Annotated in this window: 20 protein-coding genes; 13 read left to right on the plus strand and 7 right to left on the minus strand. The window is 60.0% G+C overall.

Annotated features, from left to right (window positions below; genetic code table 11):
* The first annotated feature begins 104 nt into the window (after positions 1-104).
* Entirely contained in the window at positions 105-2,207 is a 2,103-nt protein-coding gene (gene fusA / locus MKR05_RS05635; RefSeq protein WP_032453436.1) for an elongation factor G, read from the plus strand.
* Positions 2,208-2,428: 221 nt separating this feature from the next.
* On the opposite strand, the gene MKR05_RS05640 is transcribed toward fusA, so the two are convergent.
* Complete coding sequence (locus tag MKR05_RS05640) at positions 2,429-2,557, minus strand: hypothetical protein (protein ID WP_284118191.1); 129 nt, start codon at positions 2,555-2,557, stop codon at positions 2,429-2,431.
* Positions 2,558-3,982, minus strand: coding sequence for an exodeoxyribonuclease I (sbcB, locus tag MKR05_RS05645; protein ID WP_023290333.1), 1,425 nt, complete (start codon positions 3,980-3,982; stop codon positions 2,558-2,560).
* Positions 3,983-4,162: 180 nt separating this feature from the next.
* Between sbcB and dacD the strand changes: the two genes are divergently transcribed.
* The 6 genes from dacD to cobT all read left to right on the plus strand — a co-directional run bounded on the left by dacD (position 4,163) and on the right by cobT (position 9,779).
* Positions 4,163-5,326: a serine-type D-Ala-D-Ala carboxypeptidase DacD gene (gene dacD, locus MKR05_RS05650; protein ID WP_050533861.1), complete on the plus strand. Its 1,164-nt coding sequence runs from the start codon at positions 4,163-4,165 to the stop codon at positions 5,324-5,326.
* 185 nt (positions 5,327-5,511) lie between these two features.
* The gene (gene sbmC / locus MKR05_RS05655; protein ID WP_211778554.1) at positions 5,512-5,985 is read left to right on the plus strand and encodes a DNA gyrase inhibitor SbmC; all 474 of its coding nucleotides are present in this window, start codon (positions 5,512-5,514) and stop codon (positions 5,983-5,985) included.
* A 98-nt stretch (positions 5,986-6,083) separates the two neighbouring features.
* The gene (locus tag MKR05_RS05660) at positions 6,084-7,142 is read left to right on the plus strand and encodes an FUSC family protein (RefSeq protein ID WP_004203544.1); all 1,059 of its coding nucleotides are present in this window, start codon (positions 6,084-6,086) and stop codon (positions 7,140-7,142) included.
* A gap of 167 nt (positions 7,143-7,309) precedes the next feature.
* A complete protein-coding gene (locus tag MKR05_RS05665; RefSeq protein ID WP_002911883.1) occupies positions 7,310-7,633 on the plus strand; it encodes a DUF496 family protein in 324 nt (107 codons plus the stop codon).
* Positions 7,634-7,943: 310 nt separating this feature from the next.
* Positions 7,944-8,684 (plus strand): adenosylcobinamide-GDP ribazoletransferase, encoded by a 741-nt coding sequence (gene cobS, locus MKR05_RS05670; protein ID WP_284118189.1) that lies wholly within the window; start codon positions 7,944-7,946, stop codon positions 8,682-8,684.
* 27 nt (positions 8,685-8,711) lie between these two features.
* On the plus strand, positions 8,712-9,779 hold the full coding sequence (cobT, locus tag MKR05_RS05675) for a nicotinate-nucleotide--dimethylbenzimidazole phosphoribosyltransferase (RefSeq protein ID WP_101996469.1): 1,068 nt from the start codon (positions 8,712-8,714) through the stop codon (positions 9,777-9,779).
* Between the two features lie 44 nt (positions 9,780-9,823).
* Here the strand turns inward: cobT and MKR05_RS05680 are convergent, their stop codons facing one another.
* On the minus strand, positions 9,824-10,933 hold the full coding sequence (locus MKR05_RS05680; RefSeq protein ID WP_004203536.1) for an adenosylhomocysteinase: 1,110 nt from the start codon (positions 10,931-10,933) through the stop codon (positions 9,824-9,826).
* Positions 10,934-11,132: 199 nt separating this feature from the next.
* Here MKR05_RS05680 and MKR05_RS05685 point away from each other — a divergent pair, with 199 nt between their 5' ends.
* Positions 11,133-11,864, plus strand: coding sequence for an HPP family protein (locus MKR05_RS05685; protein WP_023290328.1), 732 nt, complete (start codon positions 11,133-11,135; stop codon positions 11,862-11,864).
* Positions 11,865-11,885: 21 nt separating this feature from the next.
* Here MKR05_RS05685 and MKR05_RS05690 read toward each other — a convergent pair whose 3' ends face one another.
* Positions 11,886-12,275, minus strand: a complete 390-nt coding sequence (locus tag MKR05_RS05690; RefSeq protein WP_023290327.1) for a tautomerase family protein — start codon at positions 12,273-12,275, stop codon at positions 11,886-11,888.
* Positions 12,276-12,391: 116 nt separating this feature from the next.
* Between MKR05_RS05690 and MKR05_RS05695 the strand changes: the two genes are divergently transcribed.
* Positions 12,392-13,348: a LysR family transcriptional regulator gene (locus MKR05_RS05695; RefSeq protein ID WP_284118188.1), complete on the plus strand. Its 957-nt coding sequence runs from the start codon at positions 12,392-12,394 to the stop codon at positions 13,346-13,348.
* On the opposite strand, the gene MKR05_RS05700 is transcribed toward MKR05_RS05695, so the two are convergent.
* Together MKR05_RS05700 and shiA are read right to left on the minus strand one after the other, a co-directional pair.
* Positions 13,308-14,048, minus strand: a complete 741-nt coding sequence (locus tag MKR05_RS05700; protein WP_107112719.1) for a lipoyl protein ligase domain-containing protein — start codon at positions 14,046-14,048, stop codon at positions 13,308-13,310. The genes MKR05_RS05695 and MKR05_RS05700 overlap by 41 nt on opposite strands.
* Before the next feature lie 46 nt (positions 14,049-14,094).
* Positions 14,095-15,414 (minus strand): shikimate transporter, encoded by a 1,320-nt coding sequence (gene shiA, locus MKR05_RS05705; protein WP_023290324.1) that lies wholly within the window; start codon positions 15,412-15,414, stop codon positions 14,095-14,097.
* A 305-nt stretch (positions 15,415-15,719) separates the two neighbouring features.
* Between shiA and MKR05_RS05710 the strand changes: the two genes are divergently transcribed.
* Both MKR05_RS05710 and MKR05_RS05715 read left to right on the plus strand, forming a co-directional pair.
* On the plus strand, positions 15,720-16,217 hold the full coding sequence (locus MKR05_RS05710) for a molybdopterin-dependent oxidoreductase (protein ID WP_032428930.1): 498 nt from the start codon (positions 15,720-15,722) through the stop codon (positions 16,215-16,217).
* Positions 16,218-16,227: 10 nt separating this feature from the next.
* Positions 16,228-18,138: a bifunctional diguanylate cyclase/phosphodiesterase gene (locus tag MKR05_RS05715; protein ID WP_072422157.1), complete on the plus strand. Its 1,911-nt coding sequence runs from the start codon at positions 16,228-16,230 to the stop codon at positions 18,136-18,138.
* Here the strand turns inward: MKR05_RS05715 and MKR05_RS26960 are convergent.
* Positions 18,109-18,363, minus strand: a complete 255-nt coding sequence (locus MKR05_RS26960) for a hypothetical protein (protein WP_048297843.1) — start codon at positions 18,361-18,363, stop codon at positions 18,109-18,111. The two genes, MKR05_RS05715 and MKR05_RS26960, sit on opposite strands and share 30 nt — an antisense overlap.
* Between MKR05_RS26960 and MKR05_RS05720 the strand changes: the two genes are divergently transcribed.
* Positions 18,362-18,694, plus strand: coding sequence for a DUF1971 domain-containing protein (locus MKR05_RS05720; protein ID WP_002911866.1), 333 nt, complete (start codon positions 18,362-18,364; stop codon positions 18,692-18,694). The genes MKR05_RS26960 and MKR05_RS05720 overlap by 2 nt on opposite strands.
* 4 nt (positions 18,695-18,698) lie before the next feature.
* Positions 18,699-19,034 carry a DUF1869 domain-containing protein gene (locus tag MKR05_RS05725; protein ID WP_284118187.1) on the plus strand — a complete coding sequence of 112 codons (336 nt, stop codon included), beginning with the start codon at positions 18,699-18,701 and terminating at the stop codon, positions 19,032-19,034.
* The last annotated feature ends 8 nt before the right edge of the window (positions 19,035-19,042 follow it).

Genomic DNA, 19,042 nt, shown 5'->3' on the forward strand with positions numbered 1-19,042 from the left:
TAGTTCGAATATACTCGTACAATTGTACTATCATAAGCGGCAGTGAAATGAACTGCGGATCATTCCGACCGCAGACTGACAGTCAAAACGACTAAGGACGCATCATGCCCCGACCCATCCCCCTCGAACGTTATCGCAACATCGGTATCTCCGCGCATATCGATGCCGGTAAAACCACCACCACCGAGCGCATCCTGTTTTACACCGGGATGAGCCATAAGCTGGGTGAAGTACACGATGGCGCGGCAACCACCGACTGGATGGCCCAGGAGCAAGAGCGCGGGATCACCATTACCTCGGCGGCGGTGAGCTGCTTCTGGCCGGGTATGGACCGCAGCTTCGAGCCGCACCGGATCAATATCATCGACACTCCGGGGCACGTGGATTTCACCATTGAGGTGGAACGTTCCATGCGCGTGCTCGACGGCGCGGTGATGGTGTATGACTCCGTCGGCGGGGTGCAGCCCCAGTCGGAGACCGTCTGGCGCCAGGCGAATAAATACCATGTCCCGCGGCTGGCCTTCGTCAACAAGATGGACCGCCCCGGCGCGGACTTCTTCCGCGTGGTGCAGATGATGATCGACCGCCTGAAGGCCAACCCGGTGCCGATTGTCATCCCCATTGGCGCTGAAGAGCATTTCACCGGCGTCGTCGACCTGGTGAAAATGCGCGCCATCCTGTGGGATGACGCCACCCAGGGCATGACCTTCAGCTACGGACCGGTCCCTGACGATCTGCTGGCGACTGCCCGCGAGTGGCGGGAGAAAATGGTCTCGGCGGCGGCGGAGGCCAGCGACGCGCTGATGGATAAATACCTCGAAACCGGCGAGCTGGACGAGGCGGAGATCGTCGCCGGTCTGCGCCAGCGCACGGTGAAGGGTGAAATCCAGGCGGTGCTCTGCGGTAGCGCCTTTAAAAACAAAGGCGTGCAGCGCATGCTCGACGCGGTGGTGGAGCTGATGCCGTCGCCGCTGGATATTCCGGCGATACAGGGCGTGGATGAGAAAGGCCAGCCGGCGGAACGCCATCCGAGCGACGATGAGCCGCTGTCGGCGCTGGCGTTCAAACTGATGACCGACCCCTACGTCGGCCAGTTGACCTTTATCCGCGTCTACTCCGGGACGCTGAAGAAAGGCGATGCGGTGTGGAATCCGGTGAAGGGCAAGAAAGAGCGCATCGGGCGTATCGTCCTGATGCAGGCCAACGATCGCCACGAAGTGGACGAACTGCACGCCGGGGATATCGCGGCCTGCGTTGGGCTGAAGGATGTCACTACCGGCGATACGTTATGCGACCCGGATGCGGTGATTACCCTTGAGCGGATGGAGTTTCCGGAGCCGGTGATTTCGCTGGCGATTGAGCCGAAGACCAAAGCGGACCAGGAGAAAATGGGCATCGCGCTGCAGCGGCTGGCGGCGGAAGATCCGTCGTTCCGTCTGCATACCGATGAAGAGTCCGGCCAGACGATTATCTCCGGCATGGGCGAGCTGCATCTGGAGATCATTGTCGACCGGATGAAGCGCGAGTTTAACGTCGAGGCCAACATTGGTCGTCCGCAGGTCACCTACCGCGAAACCCTGCGCAAGAAAGTGACGGACGTGGAGGGCAAATTTGTGCGCCAGTCCGGCGGTAAAGGACAGTACGGGCACGTCGTGCTGACCCTTGAGCCGCTGGAGCCGGGCAGCGGTTTCGTCTTCGAGGACGCCACCAAAGGCGGGGTAGTGCCGCGCGAGTACATCCCTTCCGTGGAGAAAGGGCTGCGCGAAGCGATGGGCACCGGCGTGCTGGCGGGCTATCCGGTGGTTGACGTGAAAGCGACCCTGACCTTCGGATCGTACCACGATGTGGACTCCTCGGAGATGGCGTTCCGTATGGCGGCGATCTTCGGCTTCCGGGAAGGGGCGCGCAAAGCGGACCCGGTGATCCTTGAGCCGGTGATGCACGTGGAGGTGGAAACGCCGGAAGAGTACGCCGGGAATATCATGGGCGATCTCTCTTCCCGTCGCGGGATGGTGCAGGGAATGGAAGAGCGCTTCGGCAGCCAGATCATCCGCGCCGATGTGCCGCTGGCGGAGATGTTTGGTTATTCCACCACGCTGCGCTCGATGTCTCAGGGACGAGCAACCTACAGCATGGAGTTCCACCACTACGCGGAAGCGCCGCGCAACGTAGCGGATGAAATCATCGCCAGCCGCGCGAAAAGTTAAGCCAGTCATCCCGGGTAGCGGCTTCGCCTTACCCGGGCTACTCTGGCACCAGCGCCCAGGCCCGGTAAGGCGAAGCCGCCACCGGGCAAAAAGGTAAGCACGAACCGGGGATGCAATGCCCGGCGGCGCTGCGCTTGCGCGGGCCTACGGTCAGGTGTCCTCCCCGGTCATCGTTTGTAGCCCGGGTAAGGCGGTAGCCGCAACCCGGGAATTTCAGCCAATCAGACAATATCCTGCGCGTACTGACACAGCGCCTTCAGCTGCGCCAACTTCTCTTTATCATCCGCATACAGCTGATACAGTTTGTAGCCCGGGTAAGGCGTTAGCCGCAACCCGGGAATTTCAGCCAATCAGACAATATCCTGTGCGTACTGCCACAGCGCCTTCAGCTGCGCCAGCTTCTCTTTATCATCCGCATACTGCTGATACAGCATCTGCAGTTCATCGGCATAGGCCTGCAAAAACTCAGGCGTAAATACCTGACGACGGTGCTCTAACCAGCGCTGCTGCTCGGCTTCATCGAGCGTGCCGGGAAAGTTGCGCGCCCGGTAGTTAAACAGCAGGCGTTCGATGCGCTTGTCGGCGAAGGTGATATCCAGCGCCGGCAGATTGCGCGGTTCCGTTTCCAGCACGATTTTCATCGCCGCGCGGTCGGCATCGCTAAAGAACCCATTGTAAAGCTGGGCGTCGACGTTTTCGGACGGCACGAACGGCTCGGCTTCGGCATAGACCGCCACCACTTTCTCCCGCACCTGCGGATTCGCCCGCAGCAGCTGGGCATTCTCCAGACAGCGCTGAATGGAGATCCCCAGCCGGTCGGCATCCTGCGGGCGCAGGGTATTGGCCTGAGCCAGCACCGGACATTTGTTCAAATGCACCAGCTTAATCGGCGCCGCCGGCAGATCGCCAAGCTCGGCGCGCGGGGTGTAAAGCCGCTCGCGCAGGGCGTCCGCATCCAGCTCCAGCAGCGGCGCCATATCCCCCGCCAGATCGACCATAATCACCGCATTGCGGTTTTCCGGATGCCAGGCCAGGGGCGCCACCAGGCTGGTGTTGCCGCGCGCGGCGCCGAACATGCCGGAGACATGCACCAGCGGCTTCATCTGCGGTACGTCGATGAGCGTCGCCAGCTTGCGCTTATTGCGGTGGCTGTAGAGATAGTCAAACAGCCGCGGCTGCCGGGTTTTCACCAGCTTCGCCATGGCGATGGTGGCGTACACGTCGGCCATCGCGTCATGGGCGTTCTGGTGTTCAATACCGTTGGCGACGGTCAAATGTTCAAGGCGGAAGCTCGGCAGACCCTCGTCATTTTCCGGCCAGGCGATCCCTTCCGGACGCAGGGCATAGCAGGCGCGCATCACGTCGAGCAGATCCCAGCGCGAGTTATCGTGCTGCCAGCTCCAGGCATAAGGGTCATAGAAGTTGCGATAGAAGATATTCCGCGTCACTTCGTCATCAAAGCGCACGTTGTTATAGCCGACGATGCAGGTTTGCGGCACCGTGAACAGATCGTGGATGCGGCGGGCAAACGCGGCCTCGTTATCCCCTTTGGCCAGCGCTTCCTGCGGGGTGATCCCGGTGATCATTACCGCCTGCGGCTGCGGCAGGTAATCGTCAGCGGGCTTGCAGTAAAACACCTCGGGCTCGCCCAGCACGTTTAACTCCGCGTCGGTGCGGATGGCGGCGAACTGCGCCGGCCGGTCAAGGGAAGGGCTGGTGCCGAAGGTTTCATAATCGTGGAATAAAAATCCGGGCTGGTTGACGCTGTCTTGCATAGTCTGTTCATTATCCGTGGTGGCGTGCGACCGGTATGGTAAACGATTTGCCCGGTCATCAGAAGGGTAACGGCAAGCAACATCCTCCGCCGTGTCATATTTTCTTGCAATTAAACCCTGATATGAAACGCGAAGTTCCGTAAAAAGGACGGCGGATCTGTAAATCTAGAGGATATGCCGTTGAAAGGCCGTTTGTTTATTGCTGTATCTTTGCTCGCTTCGAGCGTTTCCTGCGCATTTGCCGTCGACTTACCTGCTACGGTCGCGCCGCCTTCCATTCAGGCTGGCTCCTGGGTGCTGATGGATTACACCACCGGTCAGGTATTGACCGCGGGTAACGAACATCAGCAGCGCAATCCTGCCAGCCTGACCAAATTAATGACCGGCTACGTGGTCGATCGCGCCATCGACAGCCATCGTATCACCTTTGACGATATCGTCACCGTGGGGAAAGACGCCTGGGCGAAGGGCAACCCGGTGTTCGACGGGTCATCCCTGATGTTCTTAAAGCCAGGGGATCGCGTCAGCGTCCGCGACCTCAGCCGCGGGCTAATTGTCGACTCCGGCAACGACGCCTGCGTCGCGCTGGCCGACTATGTCGCCGGGGGTCAGCCGCAGTTTGTCGCCCTGATGAATCAGTATGTCGAAAAACTGCATCTGCAGGATACCCATTTCGAAACCGTCCACGGCCTCGATGCCCCGGGCCAGCACAGTTCGGCCTATGACCTGGCGGTGCTGTCGCGGGCGATAATCCATGGCGAGCCTGACGTCTACCACATGTACAGCCAGAAAAGCCTGACGTGGAACGGCATTACCCAGCAAAACCGTAACGGTCTGCTGTGGGATAAAACCCTGAACGTCGATGGCCTGAAAACCGGACACACGTCGGGCGCCGGGTTCAACCTGATCGCCTCGGCGGTGGATGGCCAGCGTCGGCTGATCGCCGTGGTGATGGGGGCCGACAGCCCGAAAGGCCGCGAGCAGCAGGCCGCGAAACTGCTGCACTGGGGACAGCAGAACTTCGACACCGTGCAGGTGCTGCAGAAGGGGCAGAAGGTCGGCAGCGAGCGCATCTGGTACGGCGATAAAGAGCAGATTAAGCTCGGCACCGATCAGGATTTCTGGTTAGCGCTGCCGAAGGCGGAAGTGTCGCGGATTAAGGCGAAATACGTGCTGGATAAAAAGGATCTGGAGGCGCCGATCGCCGCCAACCAGCGGGTCGGCGAGATTTCGCTGTATGACGGCGACAAGATCGTGGGCCACTATCCGCTGGTCACCCTCGAAAGCATTAATAAAGGCGGGGTGTTCTCGCGAATGAGCGATTACCTGCACCACGAGCTGTAACCACGCCAACCGCCTCTTTGCAGGCGGTTTTTTTTCGCCTGCCGCCCGGCAGACGCGGCGACAACATCGCCGTTTTTTTCATCAGCCGCAATGGCGACTCTGTGAATTCGCGCACATACTGAGGGGGGATCTCCTGCTAGATTGACTGTACGTTTATACAGTAATTTGTTCATGAAGGAGGCAAGATGAACTACAGCGTCACCCCCCTCGGCAAGAAAACCATTGCCGGTTTCCATCTGGTCGGGCCCTGGGATCAAACCGTCAGGCAGGGGTTTGAGCAACTGATGATGTGGGTTGAGGGCCGGCAGGTGCCCGCCCGCGAGTGGCTTGCCGTCTACTACGATAACCCGGAGGACGTGCCGGCGGAAAAACTGCGCTGCGCCACCGTGGTCGCCGTTGACGAGGATTACGTCATTCCCGCCAACAGCGAAGGGGTGATCATAACGGCGATTGCCGGCGGGGATTACGCCTGCGCCCGCGCGCGGGTGGTGGATCACGACTTCGCCACCGCGTGGAGGCAGTTTTTCGACAGCCTGCTGCAGAGCACGGCGTATCGCATCGCCCCTCAGCCCTGCTTTGAGGTCTATCTTAACGACGGCAACCACGACGGCTACTGGGATATCGACATGTATGTTCCCGTCGCCCGCGTCGCGTCGTAGCGATTTACCCCTGTTCCGGACAAGGATTTTTACATTCCCGGCACGCTCCGGGCGAAAAAGCAGTTACAATTGGCCTTTTCGTTTTGCCGGAGAGGGTTGTGCGCGCTGATAAATCACTCAAGCCATTTGAGATCCGCTTGTATCGCCATTATCGGGTGGTGCATGGTGTGCGGATTGCGCTGGCCTTTGTGCTCACCTTTTTGCTGGTGCGGCTGCTGAACGTGCCTGAGGGGACCTGGCCTCTCATCACCCTGGTGGTGGTGATGGGGCCGATCTCCTTCTGGGGCAACGTCGTGCCGCGGGCGTTTCAGCGCATCGGCGGCACGATCCTCGGCTCGGCGCTGGGGCTGGTGGCGCTCAAGCTTGAGCTTATCTCCCTGCCGCTGATGGTCCTCTGGTGCGCGGCGGCGATGTTCCTCTGCGGCTGGCTGGCGCTGGGCAAGAAACCCTATCAGGCGCTGCTGATCGGCATCACCCTGTCGGTGGTGGTCGGGGCGCCGCCGGGCGATATGCATACCGCCCTGTGGCGAAGCGGCGACGTGATCTTCGGCTCGCTGCTGGCGATGCTGTTTACCGGTATCTGGCCGCAGCGGGCGTTTATCCACTGGCGCATCCAGATGGCCAGCTATGTCACCAACTTCAACCGCCTCTACCAGGCCGGCTTCTCGCCAAATCTGGTGGATCGGCCGCGGCTGGAAAAGCATCTCCAACAGGCGCTCAACGACGTCGTCAAAATGCGCGGGCTGATCACCCCCGCCAGCAAAGAGACGCACATCCAGAAGGCGATCTTCGAGGCTATCCAGACCGTCAGCCGCAACCTCGTGTGCATGCTGGAGCTGCAGATCAACGCCTGGTGGGCAACCCGTCCGGGCCATTTCGTAATGCTGAACGCGCACACCCTTCGGGAGACGCAGCAGATGACCCAGCAGACGCTGTTGGCCATCGCCCACGCCTTGTATGAAGGGAACCCTCAGCCTGTGCGCGCCAACAATGAAAAGCTGAATGAAATCGTTCTCGAACTGCGCCAGCTGATGAAAGAGCAGGGTGACGATAGCCTGGCGGAAACCCCGATCCATGGCTATGTTTGGCTCTCTATTGAACTGGCGCGCCAGCTGGAGCTGCTGTCGCATCTGATCTGCCGCGCGTTGCGCAAATAAGCACCAGATGCACCGGGTAACTGCACGGGTTGTTTCGATTCAGCAGCGTTTAGGGTTATGATAAACGCAAAGGAAAAAACATTGTCATCAGCGACTGCTAGCAGTTATGTTAGCCCTATAACGCAGTCGCTTTACGAATCCGAATCTCAATTATTAGGGGTGTAAAAATGGAAACAACTAAGCCTTCTTTCCAGGACGTACTGGAGTTTGTTCGTCTGTACCGTCGTAAGAACAAACTGCAGCGTGAAATTCAGGACGTTGAGAAAAAGATCCGTGATAACCAGAAGCGCGTTCTGCTGCTGGACAACCTCAGCGACTACATCAAACCGGGCATGAGCGTGGAAGCCATCCAGGGCATCATCGCCAGCATGAAGAGCGATTACGAAGACCGCGTTGATGACTACATCATCAAGAATGCCGAGCTGTCCAAAGAGCGCCGCGACATCTCTAAAAAACTGAAAGTGATGGGTGAAGCCAAAGTCGAAGGCTAATCCCAGCTGTCCGGCGGCGTCAGCGTCGCCGGGCTGTTCTGCACTACCCCCTCCCGTCTCTTTTTCTGCGAAAACTTTGTCCCGGCAACTGCCTCTCTGCACCGACTCTTTGCTATACTGCCCCGCGAAAACGTATTGATATCGGAAAGGTTTCTCTCATCCTGGCCGGGCATCTGACGCAGCGGCGTCAGGGCGATATCTCAACACCTCTCACCTCTCCGACGATCGATTCGCCAGAAGACAAACTCAGGTGCTGACCGGGCGCGACAGAATCTCTTCCGCTGCTTTCGCCGACAGGAGTCAACCCCACGTGATTAAGTCATTCTTTGCCGCACTCTCGTTTATCAGCCGTCTGCCGGTCCCGGCGCGGTTATCTCAGGGCCTGGAGATCGAACAGTACCAGCGCAGTATCGTCACCTTCCCGCTGGTCGGTTTACTGCTCGGCGCCATCGCCGGCGCGGTGGTGTACCTCCTGCAGCCGTGGTGCGGCGTCCCGCTGGCGGCGCTGTTCGGCGCGCTGGCGCTGGCGCTGCTCACCGGCGGATTTCACCTTGACGGGCTGGCCGATACCTGCGACGGCATCTTCTCCGCCCGCACCCGCGATCGAATGCTGGAGATCATGCGCGACAGCCGGCTGGGTACCCACGGCGGGCTGGCGCTGATTTTTGTGCTGGTGGCGAAGGTGCTGGTGGTCGGCGAACTGCTGCTGCGCGATGTCAACCCCATCGCGGCGCTGGCGGCGGCCTGCGCCGTCGGTCGCGGAATGTCGGTGCTGCTGATGTATCGCCATCGCTATGCGCGGGAAAAAGGGCTGGGCAATCTGTTTATTGGCAAAATTAGCCTGCAGCAGACGCTGGTGACGATGGCGCTGGCGATCGCGCTGGCCACCGCCCTGCTGGGGCTGCATGGGCTGCGCGCCGCGCTGATCGCCCTGGTGCTGATCTGGGGTCTGGGGTGGGCGCTGAAGCGAACCCTCGGCGGGCAGACCGGGGATACCCTCGGAGCGGCGATCGAGCTGGGTGAATTACTCTTTTTACTGGCGCTACTGTAAGGCCTGGCATCAACGGTGAGGAACAGAATGGAAACACTTTCGGCGTTACTGGCTGCCATTCCGCAGCCCGATGTGACGGGCATGGCGCGCGCGCAGCAGCATATTGATGGCCTGTTAAAGCCGCCCGGCAGCCTTGGCCGTCTGGAGAGCCTGGCGGTACAGCTGGCCGGTCTGCCGGGGCTGCAGGGGCAGCTGGCGCTGACTGAAAAAGCCATCGTGGTCATGTGCGCCGACCACGGCGTCTGGCATGAAGGCGTGACCCCTTCCCCGCAGGCGGTGACGGCCATTCATGCCGGCAATATGGTGCGGGGCAATACCGGCGTCTGCGTGCTGGCGGCGCAGGCTGGCGTGAGAGTGGAGGTGGTGGATGTCGGCATCGACGCCGAGCCGCTGCCGGGCCTGATCAACCTCAAGGTGGCCCGCGGTAGCGGAAATATCGCCCGGACGGCGGCGATGAGCCGTCAGCAGGCGGAGGCGGTGCTGCTGGCCAGCATGCGTTTCACCCGCCAGCTCGCCGCCGACGGGGTGAACGTCTTTGGCGTGGGGGAGCTGGGGATGGCCAATACCACCCCGGCCGCTGCGACGATCAGCGTCCTGACCGGCAGCGACCCCGACGCGGTGGTGGGCTGCGGGGCCAATCTGCCGCTGGCGCAGCGGGGCCATAAGGTGGCGGTGGTGCGCCAGGCGATCGCTCATAACCAGCCGAACCCGGCGGACGGGCTGGACGTGCTGGCTAAGGTGGGCGGTTTTGATCTGGTGGGTATGACCGGGGTGATCCTCGGGGCGGCCTCCTGCGGCCTGCCGGTGGTGCTGGATGGCTTCCTCTCCTACGCTTCGGCTCTGGCGGCCTGCCGCATGGCCCCGGCGGCGCACCCGTATCTTATCCCTTCGCACCTGTCGGCGGAGAAAGGGGCGCGGATCGCCCTCGACGCGCTGGGTCTGCGCCCGTATCTCGATATGGACATGCGCCTGGGGGAGGGCAGCGGCGCCGCGCTGGCCATGCACCTGCTGGATGCCGCCAGCGCGATGTACCACCAGATGGGGACCCTGGCGCAGAGCAACATTGTGCTGCCCGACAGCGCGCCAGCGTCCTGATGATAAAGCGCATCGTCTCGAGGAAGGGGGACGGTGCGCCGGGTTTACAGCGCCTGCTGCCAGACCGCCTGCGGCAGCAGGTAAACCTGCGCCGGGGCGCGCATACCGTCGCTGACAATATGGCCGATACCGCTGGCCATCACCGCCAGGGTGACGTCAAAGGCGTTAAGGCTGTCGCCGAAGCCGGCGGTCAGGTTGAGCATCGAGCCATTGGCCATCAGGTAGACGGTTTTGTCAGCCATGCGGTAGGCGTTGATATACGGCATCACCTCTTCCTGAGGGTACTGGCGCAGGTACTCGCCGTCGATCTCTTCCGCCACGTGGCCGACGTTAAGGATAAACACGCCCGCTTTCGCCCGGTCCAGCGCCTGGCGATTAACCACGTTTTTACCGCCTGTCGCGGTGGCTACCACGTCCGCCGAGGCGATAGCCTCCTGCAGATCGACCACGTGCCAGCCGTCATAGGCCGCCTGCAGCCGACGGGCAGGATCGATCTCCGCCACCATCACCTGGCCGCCAAAGGCTTTTGCCGCCGCCGCGACGCCCTGGCCAACCAGGCCGTAGCCGATCACCAGCACTTTTTTCTCATGCAGGGTGAGATGAGTGGTCTGGAAGAAGGTGTGCCAGGCGGTGAGACCGACCATATGGCGGTTATGCAGCCCCTCTTTGACCGGCAGATCGTCCCAGTTAAAGATCGGATAGCCGGGCTGAATATCCCCCAGCCGATTGACGCCGGAGCCGGTGGCTTCCAGACCCGCCACGATGTTGCCGAACTCGCCGCGCTGATGGAGGAGGGTGGTGATATCGGCCCCCATTTCGCACAGGTGAGTGGGCTGCCAGGCGATCGCTTTTTCCCATGACTGTTGCCAGTCGGCATCGCTCATATTGCGCCAGGCGCAGGCCTCGGCGCCGCGCTCCACCAGCCAGGCCACCACGTCGTCCTGCACGGTGGTGGGGTTACAGGTGGTTAAAAAGACCTGAGCGCCCTTGTCGAGGATCCCCTGCACCAGCGGGATCATTTTCATGTCGAGGTGCATACAGCAGGCAAGGCGGACGCCGCTGAGGTCGGGCAGGGCGGCGACCTGACGCAGGGTACGCGGCATATTCTGGCTGGCCCATGCCACTTCTTTCGCTAAAGAGATTTTATTATTCACTGGGTTATGACCTTCAGTTCGCAAAAGGGGTATCCCCCTGACAGAAAAGGGATTCTATCAGCCCGGGCGAGAATTCACAGCCCTGCGCCGCCCGGAAATCGCCGCCCGCGCGATCCCCTGCTAAATACAGGGTTGTTAATGTAAGGTTAAAAAAAGAAAATAAAATATAAGTAACTCCTATGATCTGAGCGATAAAGCGATGTTGAGTGTTATTCCCGCGGGCCTGTTTTCACGGCTGCGGATTTTCCTTGGGCGGCTGAAGCCGCACGCGCTGCCGGTGGCTCGTCGGCATATTGTGCTGGGCTCCATCGGCGCCGGCACCGGGCTGGCGGTGACCAGCATGTTCAGCCACTGGCTGCTCGGCGAAGTCAATCTGTGGTTTATTGCCCCCATGGGCGCATCGGCGGTACTCCTGTTTGGCGTGCCGAGCAGTCCGCTGGCGCAGCCGTGGTCGATTGTCGGCGGTAATGTGCTGTCGGCGCTGATCGGCGTCACGGTGGGTATGCTGGTGCCCGACCCGGCGCTGGCCTGCGGGCTGGCGGCGGCGCTGGCCATCGCCGGGATGTATTTTCTGCGCTGCCTGCATCCTCCCGGCGGCGCGGTGGCCCTGACGGCGATCCTCGGCGGCGCCGGGGTGCACAGCGAAGGCTATCACTTTGTGCTGACGCCGGTGCTGCTCAACTCGCTGATGCTGGCGCTGCTGGCCATCGTGTTTAACAATCTGGTTGGCCGCCGCTACCCCCATCCGCTGGCGGCGGAGGAGGTCAAATCCCGTGCGGTGCCGCTGGGCATTTCGGTTACCCGGGAAGATATTCACGCCGCCCTGCTGGAAGGCCAGTTCCTCGACATTGACGAAGACGATGTCCAGGAACTGCTGGAAAATATCGAACAGCAGGCGCGCCAGCGCATCGCGGCGGCAGGCCGCCGCTGACAGCGCCCTCCCGGCCGCGGGTTAGAGATCGCCGGTAAGATACTGCGCGACCCCGCGGCCAAAACTCCAGTCGCCTTTCTGGTTGCTGATAATCGACACCATCACATCATCCCCGCTCAGGCCGCAGTGCTCCGCCAGCTCCTCCTGCAGAATGGCGAAGAAACGCTGCTTCTGCGCGTCGCTGCGCGGGCTGGTATAGACCCGCACCACCACCTGATCCCGCGTGCGGGTCAGTCCGAGGCCGGTGTCTTCAATCACCATATGGTGGGCTTTGTTTTCGTGAACAATCTGGTAGCGGTCGCGTTCCGGTACCTCGAAGGCGCGCAGCACGGCGCGATGAGCGGCATCCAGCAGGGTTCTGATCTCCTGTTCCGTACGGCCTTCAATCAGGTCAAATGTCAGTAATGGCATGCAGGTGGTCCTTATCGTTAGGGAATAATCGCTGTCTGATATGGATGCTAGCCGATGCCGTCGCGGGCAAAAACCGCTATAGTTGAATACATTGTTTTTACTGGTGAACAATCAATATGAGCGAGAGTCGTCCGGAGAGTTACTGGGCCCATCTCTACTGGCTGACGGTGCTGGAAGAGCAGAAAAGCTATACCCGGGCCGCGGAAAAGCTGGGGATCAGCAAGTCGGCCATCAGCCAGAAAATCAGCGAGCTGGAGCGGGTGACCGGTAAAACGCTGGTCCATCGCACCACCCGCAGCGTCAGCCTCAGCGACGACGGGCTGCGGCTGGTGGCGGAGCTCAGTGAGCCGTTTGGCCAGCTGCGGGATATTTTCACCGGCGCCTGCGATGAGGGCGGACCGCTGCGGGGGACGTTGCGCCTGACGGCGCCGGTGGCCTTTTCCCGTCAGCAGCTGGTGCCGGCGATCGCGCCCTTTTTACATCAACATCCCCAGCTGCATCTGCAGCTGGAGGTGACCGACCGGCTGGTCTCTCTCGGCAGCGAAGGGTTCGACCTCGCCATCCGCCACTGTCGGCGCGAGGCGCTCCCGGACACCCACGTCGCCTGGCCGCTGTGCCACACGGCCACGCTGATCGTCGCATCCGCCGACTATATTCGCCGCCATGGCCGCCCGGAGACACCTGACGATCTGCGTCAACACCAGTGCCTGACCTATCCCCGTGGGCCCCAGCGCCCGCAGTGGACGTTCGCCTCCCGCCAGACGCCCGATGAGCGGGTGACCATCAACGTGCAGGGGCCGTTCGCCACCAACAACAGCGAGTCGCTGCGCGATGCGGTGCTGGCGGGGTTGGGGGTGGCGCTGCTGCCGGATTTTAGCGCCCGGGAGGCTATCGGCCGCGGGCTGGTGCAGGAGCTGCTGGCGGCGTGGCAGCCGGTGGAGGTGTTCGCCGATCGGCTGTACGTCATCCGGCCCTATACTCCGCGGGTGTCGCGCGCGGTGGAGACCTTTAGCCGCTACCTGAAAGCGACCTTCAGCGAGCCGCGTCCAGCTCCCGGGCCAGCGCCTCGCTGAAGCGGGGGAGCAGATGGCGCTCGCCGGGAAGTAACTGCGCCAGGGTGACGGTTTTGTCGGCGCGGTAGACCCGCCCGCTGCCGAGCTGCGCTTCGAAGGCGTTCGCCGCCTGATGCGCCGCGCTAAGGTCGGCGTCAATAAGGATCACCGCATGGGCCAGCACCACATGGCCGCCGCTCGCCGTCTGCGGCCGCCAGTACTGGGCGGTACCGACAATCTTGCGCGCCTCCTCTCCCTCTCCGCAGGCGAGGTTATACCGGCCATCGCAAAAGGAACCGCTCACCGCCCGGGCGTGGCTGGCAACGCCGAAGCGCGCGAGGGTGCGCTGCAGCACAGCGCACAGCGAGTGATAGATGGGTTCGGCGGCCTCGCCGAGCGGCTGCTGCACCGGCCAGGCGAGGCTGAGGTTGATAATCCCCGGCCCCTGGGGCACCAGACCGCCCCCGGAGCGGCGCAGCCATACCGGCCAGCCCCGCGCGGCAAAATGCGCGCTGACCGCCGGCAGGTCCGCAAACTGACGATAGCTCCCCGGCACCACGAATCCCTGCGGCGCCTGCCAGAGCTGGGCGACGGCCTCGCCGGCGCCGGCTTTGGCAAACAGCGGTTGTTCCGCCTGGGTGGGGTCCTCGCAAAACTGCAGCGCCAGCGAGGCGGGGGTAAAGCGGCGTGGCCAGCAGTCGGCCAGGGGCAACAGAGACATGCGTTCTCCTTACCGGAGGGCGCGGGTCGCGCCCTCCGAAGGCTGGTCAGTCGACGGTATGCTTTTTCATCAACAGCGCGGTGAGCGCTGACAGCAGGCATCCCGCGGTCAGATAGAGGGCCACGCTGTGCCAGGAGCCCCCGGAGAAGGTGACCAGCGCCGCGGCGATAAAGGGCGTAAAGCCGCCGCCGACCACGCTCGCCACCTGGTAGCCGACGCCGGCGCCGCTGTAGCGATAGCTGGCGCCGAACAGCTCGGTAAACATCGGCTGCTGGACGCAGACCACCATATCATGGGCGATATTGGCCAGCATCAGGGCGAAGAACAGGATCCAGAAAACGGACTGACTCTCCAGCGCCATAAAGAACGGAAAACCGCTCAGCGTGCCGATCAGCGCCCCGGTAATATAGATCCGCCGACGGCCAAAGCGGTCTGCCAGCCAAGCGAAGCAGGGGATAGTCAGACAGCTGAGGCCGCCCACCAGCAGGCCGATGTTGAGGAACAGCTCGCGCGGCAGGCCGAGGTTTTGCGTCGAGTAGTTGAGGGCGAAGGCGGTGACGATGTACATGGTCAGCAGTTCGCACAACCGCAGGGCAATAATCAGTAAAAACGCCCCGGGATGGCGAAGCAGGGCTTCCACCACCGGCAGTCGCTTTTTCACCTGCGGCGCGTTGGCCTGGCTCTGCTGGGCTTCAAACTCCTGCGATTCGGCCATACCGTTACGGATCCACAGCGCAATCAGGACCAGCGCCACGCTGAACAGGAAGGGTAAGCGCCAGCCCCAGCTGAGGAACTGCTCGTCGGTGGTCAGGCTGCTGATCAGCGATACCAGCCCGGTGGAGAGCAGCAGGCCGACGCCGTAGCCCACCTGCACCCCGCTGCTGTAAAAGGCTTTTTTTCCCTTCGGCGCGTTCTCCACCGAGAGCAGCGCCGCGCCGCCCCATTCGCCGCCGACGGCAAAGCCCTGAACCGCCCGCAGGAACACCAGCAGCACCGGCGCCCACCAGCCGATCTGGCTGAATGAGGGGAGCAGGCCGATGCAGGCGGTGGCGATACCCATCATCCAGACGGTCATCATCAGCATCCGCTTGCGCCCGAGACGGTCGCCGAAGTGGCCAAAGATAATCCCGCCCAGCGGGCGAAAAAGAAACCCGACGCCGAAGGTGGCAAACGCGGCAAGGGTGCCCATCGCCGGGCTGATTTGCGGGAAAAATTCGCGGTTGAACACCAGCGCGGCGGTAATGCCATAGAGAAGAAAATCGTACCAGTCGACCACGGCGCCGGCAAAGCTGCCCCATGCCGCCCGCCGGGCCCGATGCAGCGAATCCGGCGCCTCGCCGGGCTGCACGCTTATTGTTGAATCCATACCCTGTCCTGTCAGTCACGTAATTCGTTGTTATTGGAATGAGACGCTTTTAGCGTAGCGTCTGCACTGAGACTACCGCGCAGCGGCCGTGGAGGAAAGTAGTTTGCCTGCTAAGCGGCGAGCTGGTGCAAAAATAAGCGACCGGAAAGGCGGGCGAAATCACACCCTTTACTCAACATTCTGGCAATTTGCCAGCAAGCTTATACTTTTAATTAAATCAACGGATAACAAAGAGGAGCACCTTTTAAGAATTGACGTAAATGGTTTACACTTAACATGTCTCCTTCTCTGGAATGGTGAGTTAAATGCGTCTACTTCTTGCAGTTTTATTTTGTTCTGTCATGTTGCCTTCTGCTTATGCTGAAAAACTGCCTGCGCCGACAGGAAAACCTGTACTGACCATTTCCGGCAAAATCGGAAATACGAACGTCGGTGACAAGGCGGTTTTTGATCTCGCGATGCTGGAAAAGCTGGGCATGAAGACGGTGGAAACCACCACCCCCTGGTACACCGGCAAGGTCCGTTTTGACGGCATTCCCCTTAATAAACTCATGGATTTAGTCGGCGCTAAAGGTCAATCCGTCCGCGTGCTGGCGCTCAACGACTACACCACCATTATCCCGATGGACGATTTTTATAAATTCCCGGTCATTATGGCGTTAAAAATGAACGGCCAATATATGCGCGTTCGGGATAAAGGCCCGTTATTTATCGTCTACCCTTACGACAGCAGCGCTGAATTACAGAACCAGATCTATTATTCCCGATCGGCCTGGCAAGTTTCTAAGATTATAATAGAGTAAGGGTCGGATCTTGAATCGAATACTCACGGCTATTATTTTGTCGTTGTTTATTGTGACTGGATATATTACTTATCTGGTGCATGAGCGACAAAGTGAGTTGCAAAAATTTACCCGCTATACGGACTCGTGGTCAATGTCGCAGATGGTATCGGAATATATGCGACTGGAGTCTCGTCTGGCGGGAATGGCGATTGGGGCCGAAGGGGCGGACCACGATGAGGTGCGCCTGCGCCTCGAGATCATGATGAGCCAGATCGAACTCCTGCAGGAGGGCGATCTGGGTCGCTTTATTAATAAAAGCGAACAGCGGAAGGCGGTGGTCGCCACGCTGATCCGCAATCTCCATTTGCTTGATAAACAAGTTGATACCATGACGCCGGCGCAGGTTAAAGCGATCCTGCCGGTGTTAAGCGAGCTGGATGGCCCCCTGACCTCAATGGCGGCCGCCACGCTGACGCAAGATATTAACATCGTTAATATCACCCATGATAAAATTCAGCATCTCTATTATATCTACTCGGTGATCTCCATTCTGCTGATCGCCATGTGTATTTCCCTCGGGCTGCTGATGCTGCGGCAGAATAATAACCTGCGGCGCGCCCACGTTCGTATGAAAACCCTGGCCAACGATCTGCAGGCCTCGAAAGAGAAGCTGCAGGTGCAGAACCGTCGACTGCAGTACGATGCCTACCATGATTCGCTGACCGGTATGCCAAACCGTCTCTCTTTCTGGCAGCGTCTGCAGGAGATCGTCAATCAGGTGCGCCCCTATAATGGCTGCGCCGTGGTGATGCTTTTCGACCTCGACAGCTTTAAGGATGTAAACGATACCCTCGGGCATGACGCCGGCGATAAGCTGCTGCAGGATCTGGCCAGCCGCCTCTCTTTTTTCCGTAAAACCTCAGAGACGCTGTATCGTCTCGGCGGCGATGAGTTCGCGATGCTCTCTTACGATCTGACCGAAGAGATGGCGCTCGAGCGGGCCAATGTTATCCGGGAGAAGATCAGCCAGCCCTATCTGATCTACGATGCGCAGATTAATATCGACGCCTGCATCGGGATCGTGATCTCTGATGGCGAAAGCCGGACCGATTATCTGTACAAGTGCGCCGACCTCGCCCTGTATGAGGCGAAAAAAGAGGGCAGCGGCCATGTGCAAATCTTCCGGCCGGGAATGCTGCAGCGTCTGCAGGAGAATAAATCGTTTGAAGACGATCTGCTGCAGGCCCTGGCCCATGACGAATTCAAAGTCTACTACCAGCCGATCGCCGATACCGTTACGCGCGAAATCTACGGTTATGAAGCGTTGGTTCGCTGGTTCCATCCGGTGCGCGGCGCCGTGCCGCCGACGGTGTTTATCCCGGTGGCAGAGAAAATCGGCCTTATCAATGCCCTCGGCGAGTGGGTGCTGAAAACCGCCTGTGCCGAAGCGGCCAGCTGGGCGACGCCGCTCAAGGTCTCGGTTAACGTTTCACCGATTCAGCTGATGAACACCTCGCTGACCGACACCATTATCAGCGTATTGCAGCAGACTGGACTCGATCCACGACGGCTGGATCTGGAGATCACCGAGTCGGATGTGTTCAATGAGAACACCCGTTCGCTGGAAATTCTCAGCCAGCTGCGCGAGCAGGGCATTCAAATCTCCATCGATGACTTTGGTACCGGCTATTCTTCGTTGTCGCGTTTAAGCTACTTCCCGTTCGATAAAATCAAAATCGACCGCTCGTTTGTTATCAATATTCCGGAGCAAAAAGACGATCTGGATATCGTGCGCCTGATTATCAGCATGGGAAAGAGCCTGCATATGCGCATTGTGGCTGAAGGCGTGGAGACCGAAGAGCAGTTGGCCTCGCTGCAGGCGCTGGGCTGCGACCTGGTGCAGGGCTATTTAATCGGCAAACCGAGTCCGCTGCGCTAAATGGAATATGAATGCCCTTAAAGATATTATTCCGGGCGATTTCAGCAAGCTGGAATCGCCTTTTTTATTTTCTCTTAGCGCTAATCCCAGAGGGGTATAAAAAGGAGTAGAGATAAAATTCGCCAGGAAAATAATATCCTTCACCTTTGAAAGAGGTATATGATATGCATCATATAGGCTATTTCTGACCGTATCCTTTGCGACGGTAAAGTGAGGCGCAATCATGCAGCGAATTATTATTCCCACCCATTACGTTCATACCCGCAGCACGCCGCTGTGGACTAAGGAGACCGCTCCGGCCTCTATCTGGCGCCGCCATCTGGACGCTGGCACCCGCCAGGGGGTCTATCCCCGGCTGTCGGTGATGCAGGGGGCGATCCGCTATCTCGGCTATGCCGATGAAACCAGCCCCGAACCGGTTGAAACGCTGACCATTGAAGCCGGCCAGTTTGGCGTTTTTCCGCCGGAAAAATGGCACTGCATTGAGGCCCTCTCGGAGGACACGGTATTTAATGTCGACTTCTATGTTGATCCGAAAATTCTCATCGAGGGATAAAATTATGAGCAGTGAAAATAAAGGTTATACCTTAGCGGTAAAGAATGGCCGGCTTCAGCGGAAACAAGAAAAAATATTCCTCAAACCGATGGTCTTGTATATTCCGCAGCAGGCGGTAGAGGCCGTTAATGGGCTGCTGAGCGCTCTGCCGGACGACAATTTAGAGGGGGAGTTTGTGCTGACGGTCACCAATAACAATAACGGCGTCTCGGTCGATAAAAGCTTTTCCTCGCTGGCGGCGCTGCGCGACCCGCTTACCGCGGCCGATGCGGTGAAGGAGCTGATCAATATCGTCCGCGGCTATGAGTCCGACGAAGAGACCAACGTTTGCGGCTGGTAAGGCCGCTA

Origin of the sequence: Klebsiella sp. K5-204, assembly GCF_030128585.1 — a bacterium.
Lineage (GTDB): Bacteria > Pseudomonadota > Gammaproteobacteria > Enterobacterales > Enterobacteriaceae > Klebsiella > Klebsiella quasipneumoniae.